This window comes from Corallococcus sp. CA047B, from assembly GCF_003612065.1.
Taxonomy (GTDB): domain Bacteria; phylum Myxococcota; class Myxococcia; order Myxococcales; family Myxococcaceae; genus Corallococcus; species Corallococcus praedator.
The window spans coordinates 1-25,379 of the sequence record NZ_RAWD01000124.1 but is presented as its reverse complement, the minus strand read 5'-3'; the positions used below and the strand labels follow the sequence as shown (position 1 = coordinate 25,379).

Here is a 25,379-nt window from a genome sequence, read left to right as displayed (position 1 = left end):
GTTGTCGGTGGCGGCGCTGCGAGGGTGGGGGATTCCGGCCACGTTCGCGGCCCTGGCGCTGGTGGGGATGGGCGTGGGGCCGGCGGCGAGCAGCTCCCTGCTGGGGCCGCAGTCGCGGGCGCCGTGGCAGTACCGGGGCATCGTGACGAGCACGCTGTATTCGATGCGGCTGTTGGGAGGTTCGCTGGCGGTGGCGGCCTTGTCGCTGGCGCGAGGGCACTTCGCCGCGCAGTTCGCCATCGCCGCGGGGCTCACGGCCCTGGCCGCGCTGGGCATGGCGCTGGCGGCGCCGGGGCTGGAAGGCAACGTCCCGCGCGAAGGGTGAGGTCTACACCTCGGTGAAGTGCATGCCGGTGGCGCCGGTGCGCTCCAGGGCGTCCTTGAGGTCCTCGGAGACGATGAGGGCGATGGACCAGCCCCAGGGACGGAAGAGTTGGGCGTCGCCTGCTTTTGATGGGTCGATGCGCATGCCGTACACGGAGCGGTACTCGCCAATTCGCTCTGGCTGACCGTGTCTGGCCTCCCAGAAGCGGATCTCCTCGGAGTCCTTCTCGTTGATGCAGCGGATGAGCTTGGTGGCCACGAACAGGACGTACTGATCGGGGTGGCCCTGGATGTCGACCGAGAAGAGTTGCACGTCGTTGGCAGCGCGCTCCGCGAGCACGGTCGCGATCTTGACGTGGACGATGGGCGTCATTCCTACGCCCGCGAGGGAGAAGTCCTGGGGCCTTCCTGGTTCCATGATGGGAATTCGGAGGTAGCCGGGTGCAGGAATGGGTTTCCCGTTCCCGAACATCCAGGGGTTATCGACCTCCACCGAGTTTGCATCGACCGGGTCGTCCAGGTACCAGTTCTCTTCCTGAACATCCGACCTGAGTTCAAAGTACCGAGCAGCCATGATGGTTGAACCCTAACGTCCCTTGCGCGTGGTCAGAAGACGGTTGAGGATCGTGCCCGAAGCGTTGGCTTCCTCGGCAAGGTCCTGGAGTGCACTCGTCAGCGCATCGCGACACTGCACCACGGTTCGGCAGTTTTTTGTGGCGTCGCTCAGCCGGCTCATCACGTACTCATGATACTCGCGCGGGTGTGGGCCTCGGTGGCCTTTGACTTCAACAATGTTCTCCGGATCATTCAAATCCATCCCTGCCTTTTTGAAGAGCTTCCGGAACAGCGGGGTCCACGGCCCACCGCGCTTGGCGGACTTCTCGTTGCGGATGGTGGCCAGATGATGACGCTGCGTCCCCCTGGGCACCGATGACATCGCTACCGCGTTGGGGGCGAGAGCGATGGTGAAGCCCTCGGCGGTCATCGCCACGGAGCGCACGCCGCCGATGGCCACGTACTGGAAGCCCGCTTGGGTCTCCACCACGATCGCGGCCGGTGCGGAGCCGGGCAGCCCCTGCACCTTCGTCGCGAGCCCCACCGTGTTGCCCAGGGCCACGGTCGCCAGCATCACGAACACCCGTGCCGCGTTCTCACCCAGCACCTCTCCGTACGCCTCGCCAGCGTCGCGCACCTGGACGAAGGTGGTGGCCCCGTCCACGTGGCGCACGAGGGTGAGCCACCCGTCGAGGATGCTCCACACCGTGTCCACGCCCAGGTACGCAATCGCCGTGGCGGTTATCAAGGCGGCGAGCCCCTTGGACAAGGGCTCCGGCAGTGCCCAGAGCAGCAGGTACATCGTCACGGTGGAGGTCAGCGTGGCCAGCACGGCCTGCGGGTGGGCGATGTCCTTCAAGGCCTCGGACGTCTCTTGCCACACGGAGTCCATGGCCACGGCCATCGCCAGTGCATAGCGGCCGTCGCTTCCCAGCAGCGGCCCTTCCTCCAGCAGCCGCAGGCAGTCCCCGGACTGTTTCCGCTTCTCGCACCAGCGCTTGTAGCCCCGCGTCAGGTCGTCGGACGCGTTCAGCAGGTGCAGGTCGCGCTTCTCCTCTTCACCCAGGGGGACAATCTGCCGGGTCCGCTCGTGAAACCCATACAGGCCACTGCGCTCGGGAAGACCGAACAGCTCACGGGCGGCCCGCATGGGGTTGGCGGACGGCCGCACGTCGCGCGCAAGCGCCTTCACGACCGTCTCGAACTCTTCCTCCCGGAGCCGGGTCGCGGAGAGGGAGGCCCCTTCCTCCTCGCTAGGCGTGACGACAACCCGTGCGCCGTCGTCCGTCTCCAGGCTCACGCGCCGCGTTGTTGCACAGCCCGACACGAGCATCCCCAGTAGCAGCGCCCAGCCCAGCCGCGTCATGTCGCCTCGCAGTCACGTCAGCTATGGGCGCCACGGTAGCAGCAAGTCCGTGCAAGCCGAACCGGGGCCTGTCCGAGCGGGCGCTGGGTATGGGCTCACTACACCTCGGTGAAACGCATGCCGGTGGCGCCGGTGCGCTCCAAGGCGTTCTTGAGGTCTTCGGAGACGATGAGGGCGATGGACCAACCCCAGGTGCGGAAGATCTTGGCTGTGCCCACCTTCGCGGGGTCGATGCGCATGCCCGCCACGGACATGTACTGCCCCACTTTTTCCGGCTGCTCGTGCTTGGGTTCCCAGTACCGCACTTCCCGCGATGCCTTGTCATCGATGCAACGGATCATCCGCGTCGCCACGAGCATGCTGAACTGCTCAGGCTGACCGTCGATGTCGACTGCGAAAAGCTGGATGTCGTCGGGAGCCAGTTCCGCGAAGACCGTGGCGACCTTGACGTGGATGACGGACTGGGTCCCGATGCCCGCCTCCGAAAAATCCAGGGGTCTTCCAGGTTCATCAATGGGGATTCGGAGGCGACCAGTCACCTCAACAGGCTTCCCAGCCCGGAACATCCACGGGTCCTCGACTTCCACCGAGTGCTCATCGACCGGGTCTCCCAGGTACCAGCGACCTGGGACATAGACGTCCTCTGAAAGCTGGAAGTAGCGCAGGGGCATGTTCCTCTTCCGGCAAGGTCTCTGGGCGAGCATCTTGTCGGGTTCGGGTTCCCTCCGTCTATCGCGGCGCGCCCAGCTCCCGGAGGAAGAACCGACGCACGTCGTCCATGTAGTACCGGCTGGCGGGCCCGTTGGGGTTGTGTCCCTCTCCTGGCATGATCAACAGGTCGAAGTGCTTGTTCGCACGCACCAGGGCGTGGGCCATCCGCATCGTCGTGGACAGCGTCGCGTTCACGTCGCTCGTGCCGTGCATCAGCTTGAGCGCCCCCTGGAGCTTCCCTGCCAGCGCTTCGTTGGCGCCCGCCGCGTAGCCCTCCGGATTCTCCGTGAGCAATCCCATGTTGGGCTCGTTGATGATGGCTTCCTCCGTCAGTGCCCCCGGTGCTCCCGCATAGCCTGCCTTGAAGAACGCCGGCGCCGTCAGCATCCCCCGCAGGGCGAAGTAGCCGCCCCAGGAATGGCCATAGATGCCTACGCGCTCCAGGTCCATGTAGGGGCGGCTCGTGCCCGCCTGCTTCAACGCCGCGACATGGTCCGGAATCTCCGTCTGGCCCACGCGTCCGTAGTTCACATCCTGGAAGGCCTTGCTCCTTCCCGGCGTGCCACGTGCGTCCAACACCATCACGACGAAGCCAAGCTGGGCCAGCGACTGGGCGATGAGGCTCTCCCCACCGCCCACGTACCCCCACGGCACCACCGTGATGAACGGCCCCGCGTAGATGACATCGATGACTGGGTAGCGCTTCTTCGGATCGAAGTCCCAGGGCTTGAACAGCACTCCATACAGCTGCGTCGTGCCGTCCGCCGCCTTCACCGTGAGGGCTTCCGGTGGTGTGTAGTGCAGCTCCGCCAGCGCGCTCGCGTCGGCCTTCGCGTAGCGAAACGACTGTTTCCCGTCCGTGGAGGTCACATCCCAGACCCTCGGCTGCTCCCGGGTCGAATGCCCATCCACGAAGTACCGCGTGGAGGGTGACATCACCACCCGGTGCGTCCCAGGCTCTGGAGACAGTCGCTTCAGGTCTCCTCCCTTCAGCGCGGTTCGATACAGCACGCGTTCATAGGGAGACTCACGCTCGGCGGAGGCCATCACGTAGAGGGCATCCCCCTTCGGCGCGACCCCCACCACCCCGTGCACCGGAAACGGCCCCCGGGTGACCTGTCGTACCAGCCTGCCGGAATAGTCATACAGATAGACGTGGCGCCATCCGTCCCGCTCCGACATCCAGAGGAAGTGCTGACGGTCCGGCAGCGGCTTCACCTGCCGGGACCACCCATCCAGCGCGAAGTCGAGCGCCCCCACGAAGCTCTCCGGGCGCTCCTCCCGCAGCACCCGGCGGCGCTTGCCCGTCGTCGGCTCCACCGCCACCAGGTCCAACCGCTTGCCATTGCGCGACAGCTCGAGCACCAACGCTTCGCTTCCGTCCGGGCGCCAGCCCGCGAACCACTCGTAGCCTTCCGTCTCCGCGCGCGGCATGGGCACCACCTGCCCCGTCTCCACCGCGACGAAATGCAGCTCCGCGCGCATCAGCGGCGTGCCCGTCTTGGCGTAGGGCGCCCAGGTCACCTTCTCCAGCGCACTTCCGTAATCGACCAGGGGAACCTGGTGCACGCCCCGCGTGTCCTCGCGCCAGACCGCGAGGAAGCGGCCCTGGGGTGACCACGCGGCTTCGGGCACGCGCCAGGCGTTGTCGTCCGTGCCGGCGCGCTCCACCCGCGTCTTCCCCTGGGCGTCCACCACCGCGAACCCCGCCTCCCGTTGCACCGCGAGGGACTTGCCATCCGGCGACCAGGCATTGCCGGGCACGAGCGACAGCGCGGCCGGCTCCGTGGGAGCGAGCGCCACGACGCGGCGGTCGGACAGGCCCAACGAGAAGGCACGACCCTGCACGGAGAAGACAATCCCTCCCGCGTCGGGCGTGAACGTGAAGGGCATGAAGCCAGACAGCGTGACCGGCTTCCCGAGCAGCTGCGTCAGCTGGGCTCGCAGTGACTCGGGGGGCAGCAGGGCCTGCTGGGTCTTCCGCTGCGCATCCACCAGGACCCAGGTGTCGCGATGCGGTTCGAGCACGGACCAGTAGACGAAGCGCTCCCCCTCCGGCAGCCAGCGGGGCGGAGCCAGCGTGTCCCGGATGCGGGCCGGCAGGTTCAGCGCCACATCGGAGAAGTCGAGCCGCTCCTGGAGCGGATCCGAAGCGTCCGCCGCCGTCGCCCTCCAGGGGAGGAACAGTCCCAGGACGAGCAACAACAGGGGCATGAAGCGCGAGCCTGGACGAAGCAGGGGAGGGTTCATGGGCAGTTCCGGAGGTGGAAAGGGACGGGACGTCAGCGCATGCTTCGCGGTGCCGGAGTCGTGACTTCGAGCAGCTCGGCCAGGGTCTTCAGGCCCCGCTCCAGCTCGGCTCGGGAGCTGGCCGCGCCCAGCGACACCCGGAGGGCATTGGGCGCGTTGCCGGGCCGGGCCGCGAACAGGTGCGCGGGGCCCAGGAGCACGTCCCGAGCGGCGGCCTGTTCCACCAGCTCCGTGGCCCTCCGGTGCTCGGGAATGGGCATCCACAGGAAGTACGCGGTGGCGTGCGCGACATACGGATGGCCCTTCAACACGGACGCCGCAAGGGACTGACGGGCCATGGCTTCGGACCTCCGTGCATCGCGGAGGGCTTCGGCCGTGCCGTCCGCGATCCATCGCGAGGCCAGCTCGCTCATCAGCGGAGAGCCGGACCAGACCGTCGCCGCCGCCGCCTGCTCCAACGCCAGGCGGGCATGGGCGGGTGCCCGGATGTAGCCGACGCGCAACGCGGGCAGGAGCGCCTTGGACAGACTCCCCAGGTGATACGTCCGCTCGGGCGCGAGCGCGGCCAGGGGCGGAGGCGCCTTCGCGACGAGTGGCGCCAGGGCCCCGTTCTCGATGAGGGCGACGTCGAACTCACGGCAGACCTCCAGGACGGCCTGCCTGCGCTGCAACGGCATGATCGCCGTGGTCGGATTGTGGTTCGTCGGCGTGCAGTAGAGCACCCGGGCCCCGCTCTTCCGGCAGGCCTCCGCGAGCGCCTCCGGGATGAGCCCGTCCGCGTCGAGCGCCACCGGGTGCGTGGGCAGCCGGAGCCACTCCGCCGCGGCGAGCGCTCCTGGATACGTGACGTCCTCCACCAGCACGCCCTCGGGTGTCGCCAGCAGCGACAACAACATCAGGGTCGCGTGCTGGGCACCGCCGCACACGGTGACCTCTGCCTCGGAGGCGGGCACGCCCGCGAGCCCGAGCCAGCGCGCCCCCGCCGCCCGCTGCGACTCGGAACCCCCGTGCGATTGATATCCACTGAGCGCGGTCAGGTCCGCGCGCTCCCCCAATTGCTTGAGCGCGGCGGCGAGCGCGAGGTGTCCCAGGTCCCCCGGCACGATGGGCACCGCCGTGGGCCCCAGGTCGATGCGCGTCCGGTCCAACTGGGGCGAGTAGCGCTCCATCTCCGTGAGGTCGCGCACGAACGTTCCGTTCCCCACCTGCGCGCGGATGAGCCCCCGCCGCTCCGCTTCGGCATAGGCCCGCGTCACCGTTCCCAGCGACGCACCCACCGTGACCGCCAGCTCCCGGTGGGTTGGCAGCCGGTCCCCGGCCCGCAGCCGTCCGGCGCTGATGTCCGCCGCGAGGGCGTCGACGAGCGCCGCGTACAACGGCCCATCGGACCGTTTCAGGCGCGGCTTCCAGGGGGCGCGGGTCATGAAGCTCCTTCGCGGCTCCGGCATCCCCGCCGGAGTCCAGGTGTCATGGGACGTGAAGACGATTGTACCATGACAATTGCCGGAATGTACCGGTGCCCTGCGCTGGAAGCCCTTCCTGTCGGTGGTGAGGCCGCGCCGGGGCTCAGTCCTCCGTGAGGAGGAGGCTCCAGAGCAGCACCTTCTTCTTGCCGGGAGGCCGGTGCAGACAGCGGACCGGGCCGTCCTGGGACGCGACGAACACGATGGCGCCGGAGTGCTGGTTGGCGAAGACGGCGGCGGCGCGGTGACGCGAGCCGTGCTGGCTGATGGGGTAGTGCGGCCCGGGGCGTCCCTGGAGCGTGCGCGCCTCGAACACCTGTGGCGGGCCGCTGCGCGGGATGGCGATCTGATACCCCGCGCAGACCACCTCCAGCTCCGGCCCCAGCACCAGCGCGTTGTCCACCGCGGTGAGCTGGCCAATGCTCTCCACCAGCGCCTGGAAGTCGCTCTCCGTCACCTTGTCGTCGTGCTCGGCGGCGGCCTTCTTCAGCTCCGGGTCCTCGGGCGGTTCGGCTTCCGAGACGGTCCGCCCGGACTCCGCGCGCCAGGCGCCGTTGATGAGGTCCGCTCTGGCCTGGACGAAGCGCTGCAACCGCTCGCGCAGCAGCGAGCCCTGCCCGGGCGGCAGGCTGTACTTGCCTCGCGTGCGGAAGCGGTCCAGGTCGTGCTGCTTGGGCAGGAACGCAATCAACCCGCCGTGGTGCAGTCCGCCCATCTTCCGGATGAGGCCGTGCACCGCGTTGGACACGTACCACTCGCGGTTGCCGCCCATCAGCGGCTGCACCTTGGGCAGCGACTCCACCAGCGTGGCGCAATGCTCCATCAACGCCGAGCGCACCGCGCTGTCCTCGTGGAAGAGCAGGTCGTGCAGGGCCACGCGCCGGCCCGGCGGCACCGGTGCTCCCTGCTCGTAGCGGAACACCTCGCGGCCCTGCGTGCTCACCACCAGGTGGCCCGGTTCAGGCGCGTGGAGGATGAAGACGTCCTCTTCTCCCTCCGCGTGGAACTCCGTGTACTCCACCCGCCGCGCCAGCCCCTGGATGCGCAGCTTGCCTTCGCGAGGCCCCACGACCACCGCCGTGCGCGGCAGGTGCGCGGCGGGCGCCAGCTTCACCAGCGCCTCCACGCTGAAGTCGGTGATGCTCGACTTGGGCTCCAGGGGCAGCGTCTCCCACGCCTGCCGGTGGCCCCTCACACCGCCGATGAAGACCGTCTCCCGCACCGCCTGAAGGCCCGGCAGGCCCTGCGCGTGGTAGGCGATGCGCACGCGCGTGGCCTCGCCCTCCTCCCGGCCCAGGCTCGCGAAGAACACCGTGTCCGCCAGGACGACCAGCAGGCGCAACGTCGGCTCGGCCACGGGCGTCTTGGCGAACTGGCGCAGCCAGCTGCGCAGGGCTTCTCCGGGGTATTGCAGGCCGGGCTCATCCATCGGGCGCGCAGCATACCCACGCCTCATGGCTTCCCGGGGGAAGTCGCGTCACTGCCGCATCGCGGCGTCGGCTTTCCATCCTCGCGCCGCGAACCCGGCCTGTAGCACTGCCCGGGACAGGGAGGGGACGAAGGGATTGTCCGGATCAGGCGACGTCCCCAGGGTTCCCCAGCCTCCAGGAGAACCCGCCATGCGCCTCCGGTTCCTGACCGCCTCCTGGCTTGCCTTCGCCATGCCGCCGTCCGCAAGCGCGGCGCCATCCCCGTCGCGCATTCCCGGCCACGCGAAGCACCAGGAGCTCACGTGGATGATGACTGGGCTCACGCCGCCGGAGGCGCCTACTCCTCGATGAACGCCTGGAGCGTGCCGAACCGCTCCACGCCCTGATCCAACGCCGAGCGCACCGCGTGCAACAGCGCCCCATCCGACATGCGCCGCACCAGGACGATGCGGGGCGCGACGAAGGACGGTGAGCCCCCCAGCCGCGCCTCCAGCGCCTCCAGGGTGTGCACGGTGAGGACGAAGCGACGTCCGTCGCGCAGCCGCACCTCCACGTCTCGGGAGCCCTCGAAGGGCAGGTCCGGGTTGTCCGCGACCAGCAGGGAGGCGATCCGCTCGTCCTCGGTGTCGATGGACCGCATGCTTGGTCGCTCCCGTGAAGCTCGTCGCATGTCCGGGAGGGTGGGGACCCCCACCCGCGCCTACAACCCACCCTCCACGGCCGCCCCCGGGGACGGACACCCCGTGGCCCTGGAGGGCAGGGCGGCGGGCGGGGCCCGACACGGCGGACAAGACGAACGGCCAGCCCGGGTGTATGGCCCGCCTCACCCATGCCCGTGCCCGAGCCGACCACGCTGTCCACCTGGGGCCTGCCCGGGATGTTCTTCGTCGCGATGCTGGCGGGCTCCGTGGTGCCGGTGCCCTCCGAGGCGATGCTCGCCGCGCTCATCTACAATGGCACGCCGCCGGTGACGGCCACCGTGGTCGCCACCGTGGGCAACGTGCTGGGCGCCCTGACGCTCTACATCCTGGGGCAGTGGGTGTCGCGCGGCGGAGGTGGGCCCGTGGGGCGCTGGATCGCGCGCAGGCGGGCGAAGGAAGGCCCCCGCATGGCGCGCACCGAGCAGAAGCTGCGCACCTGGGGCGCCCCCGCGCTCCTCATGTCGTGGCTGCCCATCCTGGGTGACGCGTTCGTCCTCGCCGGCGGTTTCGTGGGCGTGCGCCCCGTGCCGTTCATCTTCTTCGTCACCCTGGGCAAGGGCATCCGCTACGCGTTCGTAGCGCTCTCCACCACCGCCGCGATGTAACTGTAACAATGTGTAATACAGCGCCCGGCCCCCGAGTCGCGGGTGACCGTTGGCCGTCGGTTCACGCAACGTTTCAAAGTTTGTGACGGATAAACGCGCAGGGCGTCGTGTACGCGGAATACTGCGTGCGCGGCGCTGCCGTGACGTCCCAGACCCCCTACGGCTCCTGGTTCTTCCGGGAGCAGGATGAAACACCGTGAGCCTGAAACAAGACCTCTTCCGGCGGCCTGCCGCCTCCTGGCGAACGTGGTCGTTCTCGCTGTTGTGCGCGGCGCTGGCCGCGTGCGGCGGGACGGAGGCGTCGGAGGAGACCGCGCCCGAGCTGGCGACGCATGAGGATGGGCTGGCCAATGTCCGCCTGCGGCTGATGGCGGCCAATCTGAGCAGCGGCACCGGCCAGGACTACGACCCGGGCCACGGCATCCGCATCTTCCAGGGCACCGACGCCGACGTCGTGATGATCCAGGAGTTCAACTACAAGACGGACTCCGCGGCGGACATCCGCAGCTTCGTGGACACGGCCTTCGGCACCGGCTTCTCGTACTACCGCGAGGCCGGTGCGCAGATCCCCAACGGCATCATCAGCCGCTACCCCATCATCGCCGCGGGCGAGTGGGACGACACGCAGGTGTCCAACCGCGACTTCGCGTGGGCGCGCATCAACATCCCGGGCCCCAAGGACCTGTGGGTGGTGAGCGTGCACCTGCTCACGACGAGCTCGGGCACGCGCAACACGGAGGCGTCCAACCTGGTGAAGTTCATCAACGCCAACGTGCCCGCCGGGGACTTCCTGGCCATTGGCGGTGACTTCAACACCGGCAGCCGGAGCGAGGCCACCTTCAGCACCTTCTCCAGCGTGGTGTCCACGGCGTCGCCGTATCCGGCGGACCGCAATGGCAACACCAACACCAACGCGGGCCGCAGCTCGCCGTACGACCACGTGCTGGTGGACAGCGACCTGCGCGCCTACCAGACGTCGGTCGTCATCGGCTCCAGCACCTTCGCCAACGGCCTGGTCGTGGACACGCGCGTGTACTCGCCCATCTCCGACATCTCTCCCGCGGTGTCGGGGGACAGCGGCGCCTCCGGGATGCAGCACATGGGCATCATCAAGGACTTCCTCGTCCCGGGGGATGGCACGACCTCCAGCTCCGTGACGGTGTTGTCACCCAACGGCGGTGAGAGCTGGACGGGCGGCTCCTCGCGCACCATCACCTGGACGTCGTCCGGCATCTCCAACGTGAAGGTGGAGTATTCGCTGAACGGCTCCACCTGGACGGCCGTGACGACCAGCACGAGCGCGGCCTCCGGGAGCGTGGCGTGGACGGTGCCCGGCAGCGCCAGCACCAACGCCTGGGTGCGGGTGAGCGACGCGAGCGACGCCGCCCTCAACGACCTGAGCAACAGCGCCTTCGCCATCACCACGGGCGGCTCCGGCGGCACCGGGCAGGTGTTCATCAACGAGGTGCTGCTGAACGAGGCGGGCTCGGATGTGAACGGGGAGTTCGTGGAGCTGGTGAACACCGGCACGGCGGCGGTGGACCTGAGCGGCTACACGCTGTCGGACAGCGCCAGCGTGAGGCACACCTTCGCGAGCGGCACGACGGTGGCGGCGGGCAAGGCGGTGGTGGTGTTCGGTGGCGCGTCGGGCATTCCGGCCGGCACGGTGGGCGCGGTGGCCGCGTCCACGGGCACGCTGGGCCTGTCGAACAGCGGTGACACCGTGACGCTGAAGAGCGCGTCCGGCACGACGGTGGATTCGGCCACCTTCGCCTCGGGGGTCGCGGGCACGGACGGCGTGTCCGCCAACCGCAGCCCGGACGCGAGCGCCAGCGCCAGCTTCGCGCTGCACACGGCCGTGTCCGGCACGGCCAGCTCGCCCGGCAAGCGCGCGAGCGGTTCGGCGTTCTAGAAGGCTTCGGTGGGAACCGGGCCCGGAAGTGTCGCCTCCACGGGCGGCCTTTCGGGCCCGGTTTTTTTTGGCGGGCGGCCCGGGGGCGGTCCGTTGATGAACACCGTGCGCGGGGACCGCGACGGGGGCAGGGACGAACTGGGAGAGTCGCTCCGTGTGCGTCCCGGATGCGGGCGCGAGGAGCCCCTCCCATGCTGAAGGTCCATCACCTCAATGAATCGCGCTCGCAGCGCATCCTCTGGCTCCTGGAGGAGCTGGGGCTGGACTACGAAATCGTCCGGTATCAGCGGGACCCGAAGACGCGGCTGGCCCCGCCGGAGCTCAAGGCCATCCATCCGCTGGGCAAGTCGCCGGTGGTGGAGGACGACGGCCGCATGCTGGCCGAGTCCGGGGCCATCATCGAGACCCTCATCCGTCGCCACGGCAAGGGACGGCTCGCGCCCGCGCCCGAAGACCAGGACGCGTACACGTACTGGCTCCACTTCGCGGAAGGCTCCGCGATGCTGCCCATCATGCAGCGGCTCTACGTGAAGCGGCTGGGTGACGCCGGAGCGCCGCTGATGCCGCGCATCGACTCGGAGCTGAAGAACCACCTGGGCTACATGGAAGGCGTGCTCCAGGGCCGCGAGTTCCTGGTGGGCAACGCGCTGACGGGCGCGGACCTGCAGAACAGCTTCGTGCTGGAGTCCGCGCGCGCGTTCCGGCTGCTCGGGGAGTATCCGAACCTGACGGCCTACCTGGACCGCCTGCACGCGCGCCCCGCCTACCAGCGCGCCGTGGAGAAGGGCGGCCCGTACGCGCTGGGCCGTTGAACAAGGCGCTCCCCGCTCCGTCTGCCTGAAGCATGAACATCCCGTGCGCCCGTGAGGGGGCACGGGCGCGCGCGGCTTGAGTCCACCCCGCGCGCGCGATAGCCACGTCCCCGGTCACATCCCCCTGGAGCCTCCATGAAGCCCCTGCTGCTGGCCGCCGTCCTCGCCGCCGCGCCCTCCACGCCGCCCTCTGTGGCGCCCGCCACGTCCAAGCCGGCGCCCGCCCAGGTCGCGCAGCCCAGCCTCACCGTGCCTGGGGGGAAGTTCCTCCGCGCCCGCTCCGGCAACACCGCCGTCGCGCAGATGTTCGCGCCCGGCGTCGCGGAGCTGTCCGCCCAGGAGAAGCGCGTGGCGTGGTCCCTGACGCTCGCGGCGCACGCGGGCGAGGACATCGCGTACGACCAGCTCGGCTGGAAGCTGGTGCCGGCGAAGCGGCTGCTCGAAGGCGCCTGGCTCTTCGGCCGGGATGCCCGGAGTGAAGCGTCCGGCTTCGACGCGAAGCTGGCGGAGTACCTGATGCGCTTCTATGGCCATGGCGGCAACCACGACAGCACCACCGGCCAGAAGTTCGTCCCGGGCTTCACCGCCGAGCAGCTCGAAGCGGCCGCCACGCGCGCCCTCGCGGCCGGCGCTCCCTATCCGGTGAAGGACGAGGCCACGCTCAAGGTCTGGCTCCAGGAATTGAAGCCCACCCTCTTCGACGCGGCCTTCGAACCGCAGCTCACCTCCAAGGCGCCGCCCCCGGGGCAGGACCTGCTCACCGCTTCCTCCAACACCGCCTATGGCCCCGGCGTGACGTTGAAGGACCTGGAGGGCTTCCAGGAGAAGTACCCGCTCAACTCCCGCGTGGTGAAGGAGAACGGCAAGCTGGTGGAGCAGGTGTTCCGCGCCGGCACGCCGGACGGCAAGGTGAAGCCGGGGCTGTACGCGAAGGAATTGTCGCGCGTCATCGCGCACATCCAGGAGGCGATGAAGTCCGCGGAGCCCGCGCAAAAGGCCTCGCTGGGCAAGCTGGTGCGCTACTTCCAGACGGGCAGCCCCAAGGACTGGGACGCGTACAACATCGCGTGGCTCAAGGTGGATCCGAAGGTGGACCTCAACCTGGGCTTCATCGAGACGTACGTCGACCCGCGCGGCCACAAGGGGCAGTGGGAAGGGCTCATCAACTACCGCGACGCGAAGGAGAACCAGATCATGGAGCTCATGGGTCGCAAGGCCCAGTACTTCGAGGACCGGCTGCCCTGGCCGGAGCAGTACCGCCGCAAGAAGGTCGCGCTGCCGGTGGCCAAGGCCATCAACTTCATCACGGCCTACCCGCAGCCGCCCGCGGGCATCAACCTGCCCAACGAGCAGCACATCCGCGAGAAATACGGCAGCAAGAGCGTGATGGTGACCAACGTGATGGAGACCGCCTCCGCCGTGACGCGGCTGCCCCTGGCGCTGGAGTTCTCCCGCACGGCGGAGGACCGCGAGGAGGCGCGGAAGTACTCCGTCACCGCGCGCAAGTGGTTGGTGGCCTTCCACGAGGTGCTGGGCCACGCCTCCGGGCAGGTGGACGCGAAGCTCAAGGGCCAGTCCCCGTCCGTCTTCCTGAAGGAGTACGACAACACGCTGGAGGAGGCGCGCGCGGACCTGGTGGCGCTGTGGCACGCCTTCGACCCGGCGCTCGCGGAGCTGTCGCCGGACCACGACGCCATCGCGAAGCAGATGTACCGGGACTTCCTGGTGGAGGGCCTCACCAACCTGCGCCGCGTGGAGACGGGCAACGCGTTCGAGGAGGACCACCAGCGCGGCCATCACATGACGGTGACGTTCCTGGAGGAGAAGGGCGTCGTGAAGCCGGTGGTGGAGAACGGCCGCACGTACCTCACCGTTCCGGATTACGCGAAGATGCGCGAGGCGGTGGGCGAGCTGCTCTCGCGCCTGATGGTCATCAAGGCCACCGGGGACTACGAGGGCATCCGCGCGCTGGTGCAGCAGAAGGGCATCCACTTCGACCCGAAGCTGCGCGACGAGGTCGCCCGCCGGGTGAAGGCCGTGGACGTGCCCACGGTGGTGCTGTTCAATTCGCCGCGCGTGGTGCCGGTGCTGGACGCGAAGGGCGACGTGGTGGACCTGAAGGAGGACTCCACCCAGGCCTTCGTGGATCAGCACCTGGAGCGCAGCCTGCTGGGACAGCTGTCGCCCGCGGAGGCCCGGACCGTCGCCCCGAAGCTGGCGGCGTCGCCGGACGCGCTGCGCGAGACGTTCCGCGCGCTGGGGACCGAAGCGACCTCGGCGCCGCCCACCACGAAGGGGGCCGCGCCGAAGAAGTCCACGCCCTGAAGCGTCAGGGGCTTCAGTGCTTGGGTGGGAGGTTCACGTCGGTGATGGCCTCCCCCGACTCCGACGTGAGCACGATGCGCCGGTCCTCCGGGTCCACCGGAGGGCCGCCCGGGGTGGCCGGGTCGCCCAGGCGGGGGTTGGGCCGGCCGTAGTCGCGCTCGAAGATGCGCACCACGGAGAGGAAGAAGGCGACGATGAGGGGCCCCAGCAGCAGGCCCACCGCGCCGAAGGCCGCGAGTCCGCCGAGCAGCGCGAAGAAGATGATGGCGCCGTGCTGGTTCATGCCCTTCTTCGCGAGCAGCGGCTTGACGACGTTGTCCACCAGGCCCACCACCACCACGCCCCAGATGGCCAGGAAGAGCGCCGCCCAAGGGTGCCCGCTCAAGAACATCAGGCCCGAGGCGAGCAGCACCACCACCGCCGCGCCCACGGCGGGGATGAGGGCGAAGAAGAAGGTGAGGCCCGCGAAGAACAGCGGCGCCGGCACGCCCACGATGATGAAGCCCACCAGCGCGGCCACGGCCTGCACGCCCGCGGTGGCCACCGTGGACACGAGGACGGACACGGACGTGCCCCGGAACTCGCGCAGCAACTCCCGCGTCTGGCCGCGCCGCAGCGGGGAGACGCTCTCCACCCACTGCACCAGCCGGTCGCCGTCGGTGAGGAAGAAGAAGAGCGCGATGAGCATCATCGTCGCCTGGAGCACCAGGGTGCCCGTGGCGGCCACCGCGCCCGTCACGGCCTTCGCGGCCGTGCCGCCCTGGCTCGTCACCTGCTCCTGGAGCTTCTGGTCCAACTGCTCCTGCTCCAGGGGGATCCGTTCGATGAGGCTGCTCACGGGCCCCCGGAGGCCGCTGGGGAGCTTGTTCACCAGCCCGTCCATGCCGTCCTTCTGCACCGTCTGCGTCACGAAGCGCGCGCCCTCGGACACCTCCGCGACGACGAAGGCGGTGAGGCCGCCCAGGGGCAGGAGCAGCGCCAGCAGGATGCCCGACACGATGAGGCCCGCGGACACGTTGCCGTGGCCTCGCAGCCGCCGCTTGAGCCGGTTGTGCAGGCCGTGGAACGTGCCGGCCAGCACCGCCGCCAGGAAGAGCGCCTCCGCGAACGGTCGGATGACCAGGCACAGAAGGAGGATGGACAGCAGGATGAGACCGACGAAGACGCGACGCGCTACCTGATCAGAGGCCATGGCCTCCCGAAGTTAAGGAGCCTGCCCCTCCCCCGGGAGCCCGCCCGGTCGGAATGTTGCAGGCGGAATTCCCCCCGGGGAGGCCACTGGAAGCCTGCCCGCCTGCTCGACGGACTTGGGGGCGGCGAAGGGGACGGTAGAGTGCGGCGCCATGCCGCCCTTCGACTCCGCCCGCTTCACCCTCTGGCTTCCCCAACTGCTGTGCGCCGCCTTCCTGGCCATCCTCTTCCTGCAGTCCGGCCTGGACAAGGTCGTGGACTGGAAGGGGAACCTGGGGTGGCTCACCGGTCACTTCGCGAAATCGCCCCTGAAGGGCATGGTCACGCCGATGCTGGCGGTCATCACGCTGATGGAGCTGGCGGCCGGTGCGCTGAGCGCGGCGGGCGCGGTGGCGCTCGTGGCCACGGGCAGTCCGTTCCTCGCGTACCTGGGAGCGGTGCTGTCGGCGGTGTCGCTGCTGGCGCTGTTCTTCGGCCAGCGCATGGCGAAGGAGTACGCGGGGGCGGCGGTGCTGGTGCCGTACTTCGTCGTGGCACTCGCGGGCGTGTACCTGCTGCGCCTTTCGTAGCTCGCTTCAGAGCACCTTGCGCGGGGGCATGATGGCGTTGGCGGACAGCAGGCCCGCCGCCAGCGCCACCGCGACGAGCAGCATGGAGAAGGCGGTGTCCACGCCCGCCACCACGTCGCGCTCCAGCAGCGAAGCGAGGCTGCGGAAGCCCACGCTGCCGGGGACGAGCAGCATCAGGCCCGGCACCACGGTGGTGACGGACGGACGGTTGCGAAGCCGCGCCAGCGCGTTGCTGCCGATGCCCAGCAGCAGCGCGCCGACGAAGGCCCCCAGCTGCGGCCCCAACAGCAGCGTCCCCAACCGGGCGCCTCCGAACGCGGCGGCGCCAGCCAGGGCAATCCATCCCCAGTCGCGCGGGCGGGCGCGGAAGAGCACCGCGATGGCGAAGCCCGCCACCACGAGCGCCGCGACGGCGGTGCCAGTCGGCAGCACGGTGGGCAGGGGACCGACGGGCAGCGGAGGCAGCACCGTGGCCACCCGGCTGCCCAGGGCCGCGCCGAAGCCCAGTTGGAGGAACACCAGCGCGGCGTGCGTGAGGCGCGACGTGCCGGAGATGAGGTTGCGCGTGGCGACCTCATTGACGGCGATGGTGAGCGTGAGCCCGGGCAACAGGACGATGAGGCCCGCGAGCGTGGCCACCTCTCCGTGCAGGGGACCGAAGGAGTGCGCGGCGATGCCCGCGAACGCGGCGGACAGCACGGCCGCCACGGGCTCCAGCACGCGCGCGGTGGTGGGCTGCTTGCGCGTCGCCAGGTCCACCAGCCCGATGCAGAGGCTGCTGAAGCCCGCGACGCCCATCTCCTTCCAGCCGCCCCCGAAGAGGATGGCGGCGGAGGCGCCGGCCAGCATCCAGCAGAGCAACTGGAGGGCCGGGCCGTAGCGCTGGGGCCGGGCGAGGATGGCTTCCACGCGCGTGGCGCCCTCCGAGGGCGTGAGGCGCCCCTGGATGACGTCGTCCGCGAGCATGTCCAGGAGGATGAGGCGCTCCAGGTCCATGTCGCCGGGCTCCACGCGGATGAGGCTGGTGCGCAGGTCCTCGGGCGGGCCGAAGGAGGCGAAGATGGAGGTGGGCGTGGAGAAGAAGCGCGCCTCCAGGCCCAGCCGCTCGCTCACCCGCTGCATCAGCCCTTCCAGGCGGTGGGCGGGCGTCCCGTGGCGGTGCAGGGCGTGGCCCAGGCGCAGCACGAAGGCCACGGCGGGGCCGGGAGGCGGCGGCGCGAGCGCGGCGAGGAGTTCGGGCGGGGCTTCGGCGGTTTCGGAGGGACGCGTGGACACGGCGGCGCGCACATGCGCAGAGCCGTCAGGGCGAGTCAAACGGCGCCGCAAGCCCTCCTGCTCGCCCTCATATGCCCGCCAGGCCTGGAACCCCCAGGGCGTCACGCATCTGATACAGCGGGCGGCAACCCTGGAGGAGGGTGCATGGCGCGCAAGCAACGGACACCGCGATGGTTGGAGGCCGCGAGGCGGCGGGGGCCGGGCGTGCCCGAGGGCGCGCGGACGGACTGGCTGACCCGGGCCCTGGGCCGGGCCGGCGTGCTGCCGCGCGCGGAGGCCGAGCAGGCCATCCGCGACGGCCGGGTGGAGGTGGATGGCCGCGTGCAGACGGACCTCTTCGCGCCCGTGCGGCCGGAGTCCCGCGTGCGCCTGGATGGCGTGGAGCGGGCCCTGACGTCGCGGGTGTGGGCGCTGATGTTCCACAAGCCCGCGGGGCCGGTGGTGCACGGCTCCGACCCCGAAGGCGTGGGCACCGTCTTTGAGCGGCTGCGCGCGGTGCTGCCCCCGGAGCTCGCCGGCTTCGAGTGGTACGCCGTGGGCCGCCTGGACCGGGACACCACGGGCCTGCTGCTCTTCAGCAACGACGAACAGTTCGTGCGGCACGCGACGGCGCCGGAGACGCACCTGCCCAAGCGCTACGTGGCGCGCGTGGAGGGCCTGCCCACGGAGGAGACGCTGGGGCGGCTGCGGATGGGCCTGGAGCTGGAGGACGGTCCCACGCGGCTGGCGGGCGCGGCGCTGCGAGAGCCGGACGTCGTGGTGCTCACGCTCACCGAGGGGCGGCACCACCAGGTGAAGCGGATGCTCGAAGCGGTGCGGCACCCGGTGCTCACGCTGCATCGCGAAGCCGTGGGAGAGGTGGTGCTGGATGTCCCGGAAGGCGCCTTCCGTCCGCTCACGGACGCGGAGGTGGCGGAGGGCCTGGGCTTCTCCGGTGCCGCCTGGGATTGAAAGGGGCAGGTGCTCCCCCAGCCCATCCCAGGCGGTGATGTCGCTGGCTTCAATGGAATGGACTGCTCACTCCGCCAGTTCGCAGATGTTGCGCACGCAGCAGTTCCAACAGACGGTGTGGCTCTGTCCGCCGCTCGTACATTCGTAAACGCAGCGCGCCATCTCCTCCGTGATGCCAGGCACGGGAGCATCCTTCGCGGGACTGGATGCCGTGGCGGACGCGCCTCCGACGAGCAGACCGAACATGAACACGCTCGCGGTGATCAGCTTTCTCTTCATCTTGGAGTCCTTTGGAGTCGCGCCCTGGGGATGGGCGCGGCGCCAGGATATCCCATGTCTGATGTGTCTTCCCGTCGGGAGGCCCCTGGTGGGAAACGCTTACTGCTGTTCGCGAAGGATTGCAGTGACGCGCGAACGTTGAGGATGGCTTTGGGGGGCCAGGGTCAGGAACCGGGCGTAATGCCGCTGGCTCAGCGCGAGGTTGTCGAGCCTGCCATGGAGGTAGCCCAGCGAGAGCTGGCAATCCGCGAACTGGGGATGGCGGTCGGCGCAGCGCGCGGCCTGCTCCATGGCTTCCGTGTAGCGGTTCTGGGTGATCAGCTTCTCGACGAGTTCGTGCAGTTGGCTGGCTTCGCTGGGAGCCACGACCTGGGCAGGTACTGCCTTGGGGACGGGCTTCGGGGTCGGAGTCGGGGTCGGGGGAGGCGACGCCGTGCGCAGGGGCAGCACCTCGAAGAGCCAGGTGGGATCGGGAGAGTCGCTCTGGATGTCGCCATCTTTCTCCAGGATGGCGGTGAGACGCTCCCGGAGGGGCGAGTCCTCGGGCGCGAACTGCAAGAACATCCGGTAGTGGTGCCGGCTTGCCTTGCGTTGCCCGAAGCGTCCGTGGATGACGGCGACAATCAGATGGCACTCCGCGGACTGGGGATGCTTGACCAGACAGGAATTGGCATGGACCAGCGCCGTATTGAGATCCTGCTTCTTGATGTAGGCGAAGACGTCCTGCTGGTACTCCTCGACGGGGCGGACTTCGACCTCGCGGGGCTTCTCCGCCACGGGACGCGTGGGCGCCTTGAATCCCTTGGGCGGGAGGATGGGACTGGCCGGAGGGGCGGCGTCCGGGACGGGGTGCGAAGGCTGCTCCAGGACCATGAAGATCGACAGCCCCATGACGGCCGTCAGCAGGGCTCCTGCTCCGACCAGCCCCTGGACCATCCGGCGTGACAGGCCGGGCGGCGATGCGGGCACGGGCACGGGCACGGACGCGGGCGGTGCCATGGGTGCGGGCCTCGCCGCCGGTCCCTGCCAGGACCTCATCTCCTCCAGGAAGGAACCCGGCACCGCCGGCTCGCGGCCCTCCTGCGCCAGGTCTCCCTTGAACAGCATGCGCAGCAGGTTCGCGACGGTCATCGCGGAGAAGCGCGGGTAGTTCGAATACAGGAACCCCGCCAGCGCATCTCCGAACGCATGGCTGGATTCAAAGCGCTGACTCCGGTCCGGCGTCAGCGCCTTCATCACGATGTCATTCAATTCCTTCGGCAGGTCCGGCCGGTGCGCGTTGGGGGTGGGAATCTCGCCACTGCCCACCCGCGTCATCACCACATGCGGAGGGCCTTCCACGGGCAGCTTGCCGCAGAGCAGTTCATACAGCACGACGCCCGTGGCCCAGACGTCGGAACGGGCATCCACGTCCTCGCCGCGGGCCTGCTCCGGGGAGAAGAAGAGGTACTTGCCCTTCACCACCCCGGTCGCGGTCTTGAAGCCTCGCTGGAGCTGTGCCTTGGCGATGCCGAAGTCGACGATCTTGACCTGGCCTTCGTAGCCGACGAGCACGTTGTCCGGGGAGATGTCACGGTGGACGATGCCGAGCGGCTTTCCGGTGTTGTCCGTGCGGGTGTGCGCGTAGTGCAGGCCCCGGCACATCTCCATCGCGATGAAGACCGCGACGGGGACGGGCAGGGTGTCCATGCCGCTCTTCATCGCGCGCTTGAGGATGCGGTGGAGGGGCTGGCCGTCCACGAACTCCATGGCGAGGAAGTACTCGCCATCCACCCGGCCGAAGTCGAACACTTGAGCGACGTTGCCGTGGGACAGCGTGGCGGAGATGCGCGCCTCGCTGATGAACATGGAGATGAAGGCCTCGTCGTTGGCGAACTCGGGGAGGACCTTCTTGATGAGGACGGGTTTGGTCACCCCCGCGTCGCCCACCAACTGCGCGCGCCACGTCTCCGCCATGCCGCCCCGGCCCAGCCAGGACACCAGCTCATACCGCCCGAAGACGTCGCCCGCTTGCAGTGCCATCAGGTGGGCATCCTAGACCCAGATTCCATGTGGGGCCGAACGAACGGTGCGCTTCTCCCCGAGGGAACGTTCACCGCGGCGTGTCGGTGGCGCTGGGCGTCTTGCTGACGGAGTCGACGATCTGGGCGACGCGCGCGCGCTTGGGGTGATCCGGAGGGGCGAGGCCCAGGAACCGCTCGTAGTGCTTCTTGCTTTTTTCAAAGGCCATGAGCTTGCCGTAGAGGACGCCGAGCATGAGGTGGCATTCGTAGGCGCTGGGGGCCCTCTCCACGCAGGTCTGGGCGAGTGCGAGTGCCCCCATGGTCTTGCCTTGCTGGTTGAGCGTTGAGACGCGAGCCTGGAGTTCCTGGATCGGCATGTTCGTCCCCATGTTCACCGCCAGGGGCACACGGCTTCCGTTGATCCTCGCGCGAGGAAGGTTTCCCCCGGGCTGCCGTTCCAATCTCGAAATGGCGGACTTGGACAGTGCGATCCGCAGGAGGTCAGCGCACTCGGGATTGCTGGGGTACTTCTCCTTGCAGAGGTTGGCCATGTCGATGGCTGCCTCGATCTGCTCTTTGTCGGAGGCCTCGTGGACGTACTTCGCCATCCCGCTGACTTCGTCTGCTTCCTTGTCCTGAGGGGCTGACGTTCCCGCGGGCTCCGGTGAGGGTTCACTGTCCGCGGGCGAGGGGCGCGAATGGGGCTGGATGGGAATGGCCGGTGGGGCCACGGCTCGGGGTGGGGGAGAAAGCGGCGCCATCACGAGCCAGAAGCAGGCCCCCACGGTGAGCAGCCCTCCCGCGCTCAAGGCCTGGACCCACCGACGCGACAGGCCGGCCGGCGCTTCGACTTCAAGGGGCGCCGGCGTCTTCTCCACGGGCGCCTCCGGTGCCGCCGCTCCCTGCCAGGACTTCATCTCCTCCAGGAAGGAGCCCGGCACCGACAATTCGCGGCCCTCCTGCGCCAGGTCGCTCCGAAACAGCACGCGCAGCAGGTTCGCGACGGTCATCGCGGAGAAGCGCGGGAAGTTCGAATAGAGGAACCCCGCCAGCGCGTCCCCGAATGCATGGCTGGATTCAAAACGCTGATTCCGGTCCGGCGTCAGCGCCTTCATCACGATGTCATTCAATTCCTTCGGCAGGTCCGGCCGCAGCAGGTTGGGGGCAGGGATCTCCCCATGCTCCACCCGCATCATCACCACGTGCGGAGGGCCTTCCACGGGCAGCTTGCCGCAGAGCAGTTCATACAGCACGACACCGGTGGCCCAGACGTCGGAACGGGCATCCACGTCCTCGCCGCGTGCCTGCTCCGGGGAGAAGAAGAGGTACTTGCCCTTCACCACCCCGGGGGCAGTCTTGAAGCCTCGCAGCAACTGCGCCTTGGCGATGCCGAAGTCGACGATCTTGACCTGGCCCTCGTAGCCGACGAGCACATTGTCCGGGGAGATGTCCCGGTGGACGATGCCCAACGGCTTTCCGCTGCCATTCGTGCGGGTGTGCGCGTAGTGCAGGCCCCGGCACATCTCCATCGCGATGAAGACCGCGAGGGGGACGGGCAGGGCAGCCAGGCCGCTCTTCATCGCGCGCTTGAGGACGCGGTGGAGGGGCTGGCCGTCCACGAACTCCATGGCGAGGAAGTACTCACCGTCCACGCGGCCGAAGTCGAACACTTGAGCGACGTTGCCGTGGGACAGCGTGGCGGAGATGCGCGCCTCGCTGATGAACATGGAGATGAAGGCCTCATCGTCCGCGTACTCGGGGAGGACCTTCTTGATGAGCACGGGCTTGGTCACCCCCGCGTCGCCTACGAGCTGCGCGCGCCACGTCTCCGCCATGCCGCCCCGGCCCAGCCAGGACACCAGCTCATATCTTCCGAAGACGTCGCCCGCTTGCAGTGCCATGGGCCGTCCATCCTAGACCCAGATTCCGCGTGGGGCCGAACGAACGGCGCTCTTCTTCGACCGGGTCGCTCATCGTGACAGCGCGTGGAAGGCGTCTGGCGACAGCAGGGCCTACTCCGGCGAGTTGGGGACCCTGGCGGGCTCCCTGGTGTCGCTGGCGCGAGTGCTCGTGCTGCTGAGTATATCGACGACGCGCTTTCGCTTGGGATGGTCAGGAGGAGCGAGCATCACGAAACGTTCGTAGTGCTGCTCGCTCTTCGTGAAGTTCTTGTTCTTGGCGTAGAGGACGCCAAGCATGAGGTGGCATTCAGGGACCTTGGGCGCCCTGTCCGCGCAGGCCTGAGCGATTTCAAGGGCGTCCTGGATGTTGCCTTGCTTGTTGAGCTCTAAGACGCGAGTTTGTATCTCGTTGAGGGACTTCTCAATCGTGGCAGCCGTTGCAAGGGCTGGGAGGTTGTCGACAGCGGCTGAGTGGGGGACTGTCTTGGGCGCGTCCTGTTCCCGCTGTATCTCTTTGGCACGGTCGAGGTTCGACTGAGCGACTTGCTGAGCGCTCTTGCAGTTCGGATTATTGGGATAACGCTCGGTGCAGCGATTGGCCACCTTGAGCGCCTCTTCAGGGTTGTCTGCCCTGGAGGCCCGATTGATGGCGAGCAGCATTCCTCGGACAGAGGTCGCTTCGTCATCAATCTCCACCACGGGGTTTCGTGGAGGCTGCGTCGCAATGACCGCTTTGGCCGCCACCGTCGGACGGAAGGGGATGGGAGGCGGTGCCGCGACGGCGGGCGGAGGCGAATGAGAGTCGAGCAGGAGCCAGAGGCATGCCCCCACGGTCAGAAGCCCGCCGGCGGTGAACCCCTGGATCATCCGACGTGACATGCCGAGCGATGCCTCGAGCTCCTGGTGGTGCTCGGTCGTCTTCGCGACAGGCGCTTTGACGGCGGGGACCCGCCGGGTTTGACGCTCCTCTATCGGGAGCGGTGGGGTGGGCTGCTGCGTTACCGTGGGCTCGCGCCAGGACTTCATCTCCTCCAGGAAGGAGCCCGGCACCGACAACTCTCGGCCCTCCTGCGCCAGGTCGCCCCGGAACAGCACGCGCAGCAGGTTCGCGATGGTCATCGCGGAGAAGCGCGGGAAGTTCGAATAGAGGAACCCCGCCAGCGCGTCCCCGAACGCATGGCTGGATTCAAAGCGCGCCTCGCGGTCAGGGGTCAGCGCCTTCATCACGATGTCATTCAATTCCTTCGGCAGATCGGACCGGAGCACGCTGGGGGCGGGGATCTCCCCGCGTCCCACCCGCATCATCACCACGTGCGGAGGGCCTTCCACGGGCAGCTTGCCGCAGAGCAGTTCATACAGCACGACGCCGGTGGCCCAGACGTCGGTGCGCGCATCCACGTCCTCGCCGCGCGCCTGCTCCGGCGAGAAGAAGAGGTACTTGCCCTTCACCACCCCGGGCGCCGTCTTGAAGCCTCGCAGCAACTGCGCCTTGGCGATGCCGAAGTCGACGATCTTGACCTGGCCCTCGTAGCCGACGAGCACGTTGTCTGGAGAGATGTCCCGGTGGACGATGCCCAGGGGCTGCCCGCTGCCATTCGTGCGCGAGTGCGCGTAGTGCAACCCCCGGCACATCTCCATCGCGATGAAGACCGCCACGGGAACGGGCAGGGCGGCCAGGCCGCTCTTCATCGCGCGCTTGAGGACGCGGTGGAGGGGCTGGCCGTCCACGAACTCCATGGCGAGGAAGTACTCACCATCCACCCGGCCGAAGTCGAACACTTGAGCGACGTTGCCGTGGGACAGCGTGGCGGAGATGCGCGCCTCGCTGATGAACATGGAGATGAAGGCCTCATCGTCCGCGTACTCGGGGAGGACCTTCTTGATGAGCACGGGCTTGGTCACCCCCGCGTCGCCTACGAGCTGCGCGCGCCACGTCTCCGCCATGCCGCCCCGGCCCAGCCAGGACACCAGCTCATATCTTCCGAAGACGTCGCCCGCTTGCAGTGCCATGGGCCGTCCATCTTAAACCCAGATTCCATCCTGGGTTGAATGGATGGCTTTCTTCACCTGCCCGGCCGCTCAGCGTGTCCGCGAGTGGAAAGAGTCCGGGTGGAGAGAATGGATCATTCCGGTGTCCGGGTAGCGCTGGCGTTGCCGAGGAGCTCGACGACGCGGGCCCGCTGGGGGTGCGCCGCGGGGGCGAGCGTGAGGAACTTCGCGTAATGCTTTTCGCTCTCCGCCCGGTGGTTGAGCTTGCCGTGGATGTCCCCGAGCATGAGCTGGCACTCCGGCATGTTGGGGTTGCTCGCGGCGCAGTCGTTGGCCGCTTCCAGCGCGGCGCCGTATTGCCGGTTCTGCACCAGCCCGGAGACCTTGAGCTGGACCTCCTGTTGCTTGGTCTTGACCAGCTCGGTGACCTTCTGCTCGACCTCGCTCTTCTTGGACTTCACCAGGTCAAAGACACTCTTCTTCGCCTCGGGGGCCTTGGGCTCGACGGGCTCGTGCTCGATGACAGGCGCCGGTGCCACCGGGGCATTGCTGGCCGTGACGACGGGGACCGGCGCACTGACCTCCTCGGTGGCCGAAGCTGCGGCGGTCTTGGCGCGTGTCGCGCGGCCTGGCTTCGCGGCGGTTTTCCTGGACGCGGGAGCGGGACGCGCCACCTCCGGCGCTGCCGTAGGCTCTTCGGGCGGGAGCTCGGCCACCGCTTTCTCTTCCACCGGGCTCGGGCTCGGGCTCGGGGGCGAGGGCGGAGG

Annotated in this window: 19 protein-coding genes and 2 pseudogenes; 7 read left to right on the top strand and 14 right to left on the bottom strand. The window is 68.7% G+C overall.

Annotation, left to right across the window (positions count from 1 at the left end):
- Positions 1-325: pseudogene (locus D7X74_RS20195) on the top strand (MFS transporter); the annotation flags it as partial.
- Positions 326-328: 3 nt separating this feature from the next.
- Here D7X74_RS20195 and D7X74_RS20190 read toward each other — a convergent pair.
- The 7 genes from D7X74_RS20190 to D7X74_RS20160 form a co-directional block, all read right to left on the bottom strand.
- Complete coding sequence (locus tag D7X74_RS20190) at positions 329-742, bottom strand: imm11 family protein (RefSeq protein ID WP_341870470.1); 414 nt, start codon at positions 740-742, stop codon at positions 329-331.
- A gap of 168 nt (positions 743-910) precedes the next feature.
- Positions 911-2,245, bottom strand: a complete 1,335-nt coding sequence (locus D7X74_RS20185; RefSeq protein WP_120534614.1) for an AHH domain-containing protein — start codon at positions 2,243-2,245, stop codon at positions 911-913.
- 98 nt (positions 2,246-2,343) lie between these two features.
- On the bottom strand, positions 2,344-2,916 hold the full coding sequence (locus D7X74_RS20180) for an imm11 family protein (RefSeq protein ID WP_120534613.1): 573 nt from the start codon (positions 2,914-2,916) through the stop codon (positions 2,344-2,346).
- A gap of 58 nt (positions 2,917-2,974) precedes the next feature.
- On the bottom strand, positions 2,975-5,206 hold the full coding sequence (locus tag D7X74_RS20175; RefSeq protein WP_233602175.1) for a DPP IV N-terminal domain-containing protein: 2,232 nt from the start codon (positions 5,204-5,206) through the stop codon (positions 2,975-2,977).
- Positions 5,207-5,238: 32 nt separating this feature from the next.
- The gene (locus D7X74_RS20170; RefSeq protein ID WP_158620489.1) at positions 5,239-6,630 is read right to left on the bottom strand and encodes a PLP-dependent aminotransferase family protein; all 1,392 of its coding nucleotides are present in this window, start codon (positions 6,628-6,630) and stop codon (positions 5,239-5,241) included.
- 142 nt (positions 6,631-6,772) lie between these two features.
- Complete coding sequence (locus D7X74_RS20165) at positions 6,773-8,098, bottom strand: putative sensor domain DACNV-containing protein (protein ID WP_120534611.1); 1,326 nt, start codon at positions 8,096-8,098, stop codon at positions 6,773-6,775.
- 338 nt (positions 8,099-8,436) lie between these two features.
- Complete coding sequence (locus D7X74_RS20160) at positions 8,437-8,739, bottom strand: hypothetical protein (RefSeq protein ID WP_120534610.1); 303 nt, start codon at positions 8,737-8,739, stop codon at positions 8,437-8,439.
- A gap of 189 nt (positions 8,740-8,928) precedes the next feature.
- Here D7X74_RS20160 and D7X74_RS20155 point away from each other — a divergent pair, with 189 nt between their 5' ends.
- The 4 genes from D7X74_RS20155 (at position 8,929) to D7X74_RS20140 (ending at position 14,454) form a co-directional block, all read left to right on the top strand.
- Entirely contained in the window at positions 8,929-9,405 is a 477-nt protein-coding gene (locus D7X74_RS20155) for a YqaA family protein (protein WP_370450781.1), read from the top strand.
- 202 nt (positions 9,406-9,607) lie between these two features.
- Positions 9,608-11,317 carry a lamin tail domain-containing protein gene (locus D7X74_RS20150; protein ID WP_370450782.1) on the top strand — a complete coding sequence of 570 codons (1,710 nt, stop codon included), beginning with the start codon at positions 9,608-9,610 and terminating at the stop codon, positions 11,315-11,317.
- A 191-nt stretch (positions 11,318-11,508) separates the two neighbouring features.
- Entirely contained in the window at positions 11,509-12,129 is a 621-nt protein-coding gene (locus D7X74_RS20145; RefSeq protein WP_120534608.1) for a glutathione S-transferase family protein, read from the top strand.
- Positions 12,130-12,264: 135 nt separating this feature from the next.
- The gene (locus D7X74_RS20140; RefSeq protein WP_120534607.1) at positions 12,265-14,454 is read left to right on the top strand and encodes a peptidase; all 2,190 of its coding nucleotides are present in this window, start codon (positions 12,265-12,267) and stop codon (positions 14,452-14,454) included.
- A 13-nt stretch (positions 14,455-14,467) separates the two neighbouring features.
- Here D7X74_RS20140 and D7X74_RS20135 read toward each other — a convergent pair whose 3' ends face one another.
- A complete protein-coding gene (locus tag D7X74_RS20135; RefSeq protein ID WP_120534606.1) occupies positions 14,468-15,646 on the bottom strand; it encodes an AI-2E family transporter in 1,179 nt (392 codons plus the stop codon).
- 151 nt (positions 15,647-15,797) lie between these two features.
- Between D7X74_RS20135 and D7X74_RS20130 the strand changes: the two genes are divergently transcribed.
- Positions 15,798-16,214 carry a DoxX family protein gene (locus D7X74_RS20130; protein WP_120534605.1) on the top strand — a complete coding sequence of 139 codons (417 nt, stop codon included), beginning with the start codon at positions 15,798-15,800 and terminating at the stop codon, positions 16,212-16,214.
- A gap of 6 nt (positions 16,215-16,220) precedes the next feature.
- Here the strand turns inward: D7X74_RS20130 and D7X74_RS20125 are convergent, their stop codons facing one another.
- Positions 16,221-17,489 carry a threonine/serine exporter ThrE family protein gene (locus D7X74_RS20125; RefSeq protein WP_120534616.1) on the bottom strand — a complete coding sequence of 423 codons (1,269 nt, stop codon included), beginning with the start codon at positions 17,487-17,489 and terminating at the stop codon, positions 16,221-16,223.
- 144 nt (positions 17,490-17,633) lie between these two features.
- Between D7X74_RS20125 and D7X74_RS20120 the strand changes: the two genes are divergently transcribed.
- Positions 17,634-18,440, top strand: a complete 807-nt coding sequence (locus D7X74_RS20120) for a pseudouridine synthase (protein WP_120534604.1) — start codon at positions 17,634-17,636, stop codon at positions 18,438-18,440.
- Between the two features lie 66 nt (positions 18,441-18,506).
- On the opposite strand, the gene D7X74_RS20115 is transcribed toward D7X74_RS20120, so the two are convergent.
- The 5 genes and pseudogenes from D7X74_RS20115 to D7X74_RS20095 form a co-directional block, all read right to left on the bottom strand.
- Positions 18,507-18,719, bottom strand: a complete 213-nt coding sequence (locus tag D7X74_RS20115) for a hypothetical protein (RefSeq protein WP_120534603.1) — start codon at positions 18,717-18,719, stop codon at positions 18,507-18,509.
- A 99-nt stretch (positions 18,720-18,818) separates the two neighbouring features.
- Entirely contained in the window at positions 18,819-20,741 is a 1,923-nt protein-coding gene (locus tag D7X74_RS20110) for a serine/threonine-protein kinase (protein WP_120534602.1), read from the bottom strand.
- Between the two features lie 70 nt (positions 20,742-20,811).
- The gene (locus D7X74_RS20105) at positions 20,812-22,623 is read right to left on the bottom strand and encodes a serine/threonine-protein kinase (RefSeq protein WP_120534601.1); all 1,812 of its coding nucleotides are present in this window, start codon (positions 22,621-22,623) and stop codon (positions 20,812-20,814) included.
- Positions 22,624-22,734: 111 nt separating this feature from the next.
- The gene (locus D7X74_RS20100) at positions 22,735-24,633 is read right to left on the bottom strand and encodes a serine/threonine-protein kinase (RefSeq protein ID WP_120534600.1); all 1,899 of its coding nucleotides are present in this window, start codon (positions 24,631-24,633) and stop codon (positions 22,735-22,737) included.
- A 113-nt stretch (positions 24,634-24,746) separates the two neighbouring features.
- A pseudogene (locus D7X74_RS20095) lies at positions 24,747-25,379 on the bottom strand (serine/threonine protein kinase); the annotation flags it as partial.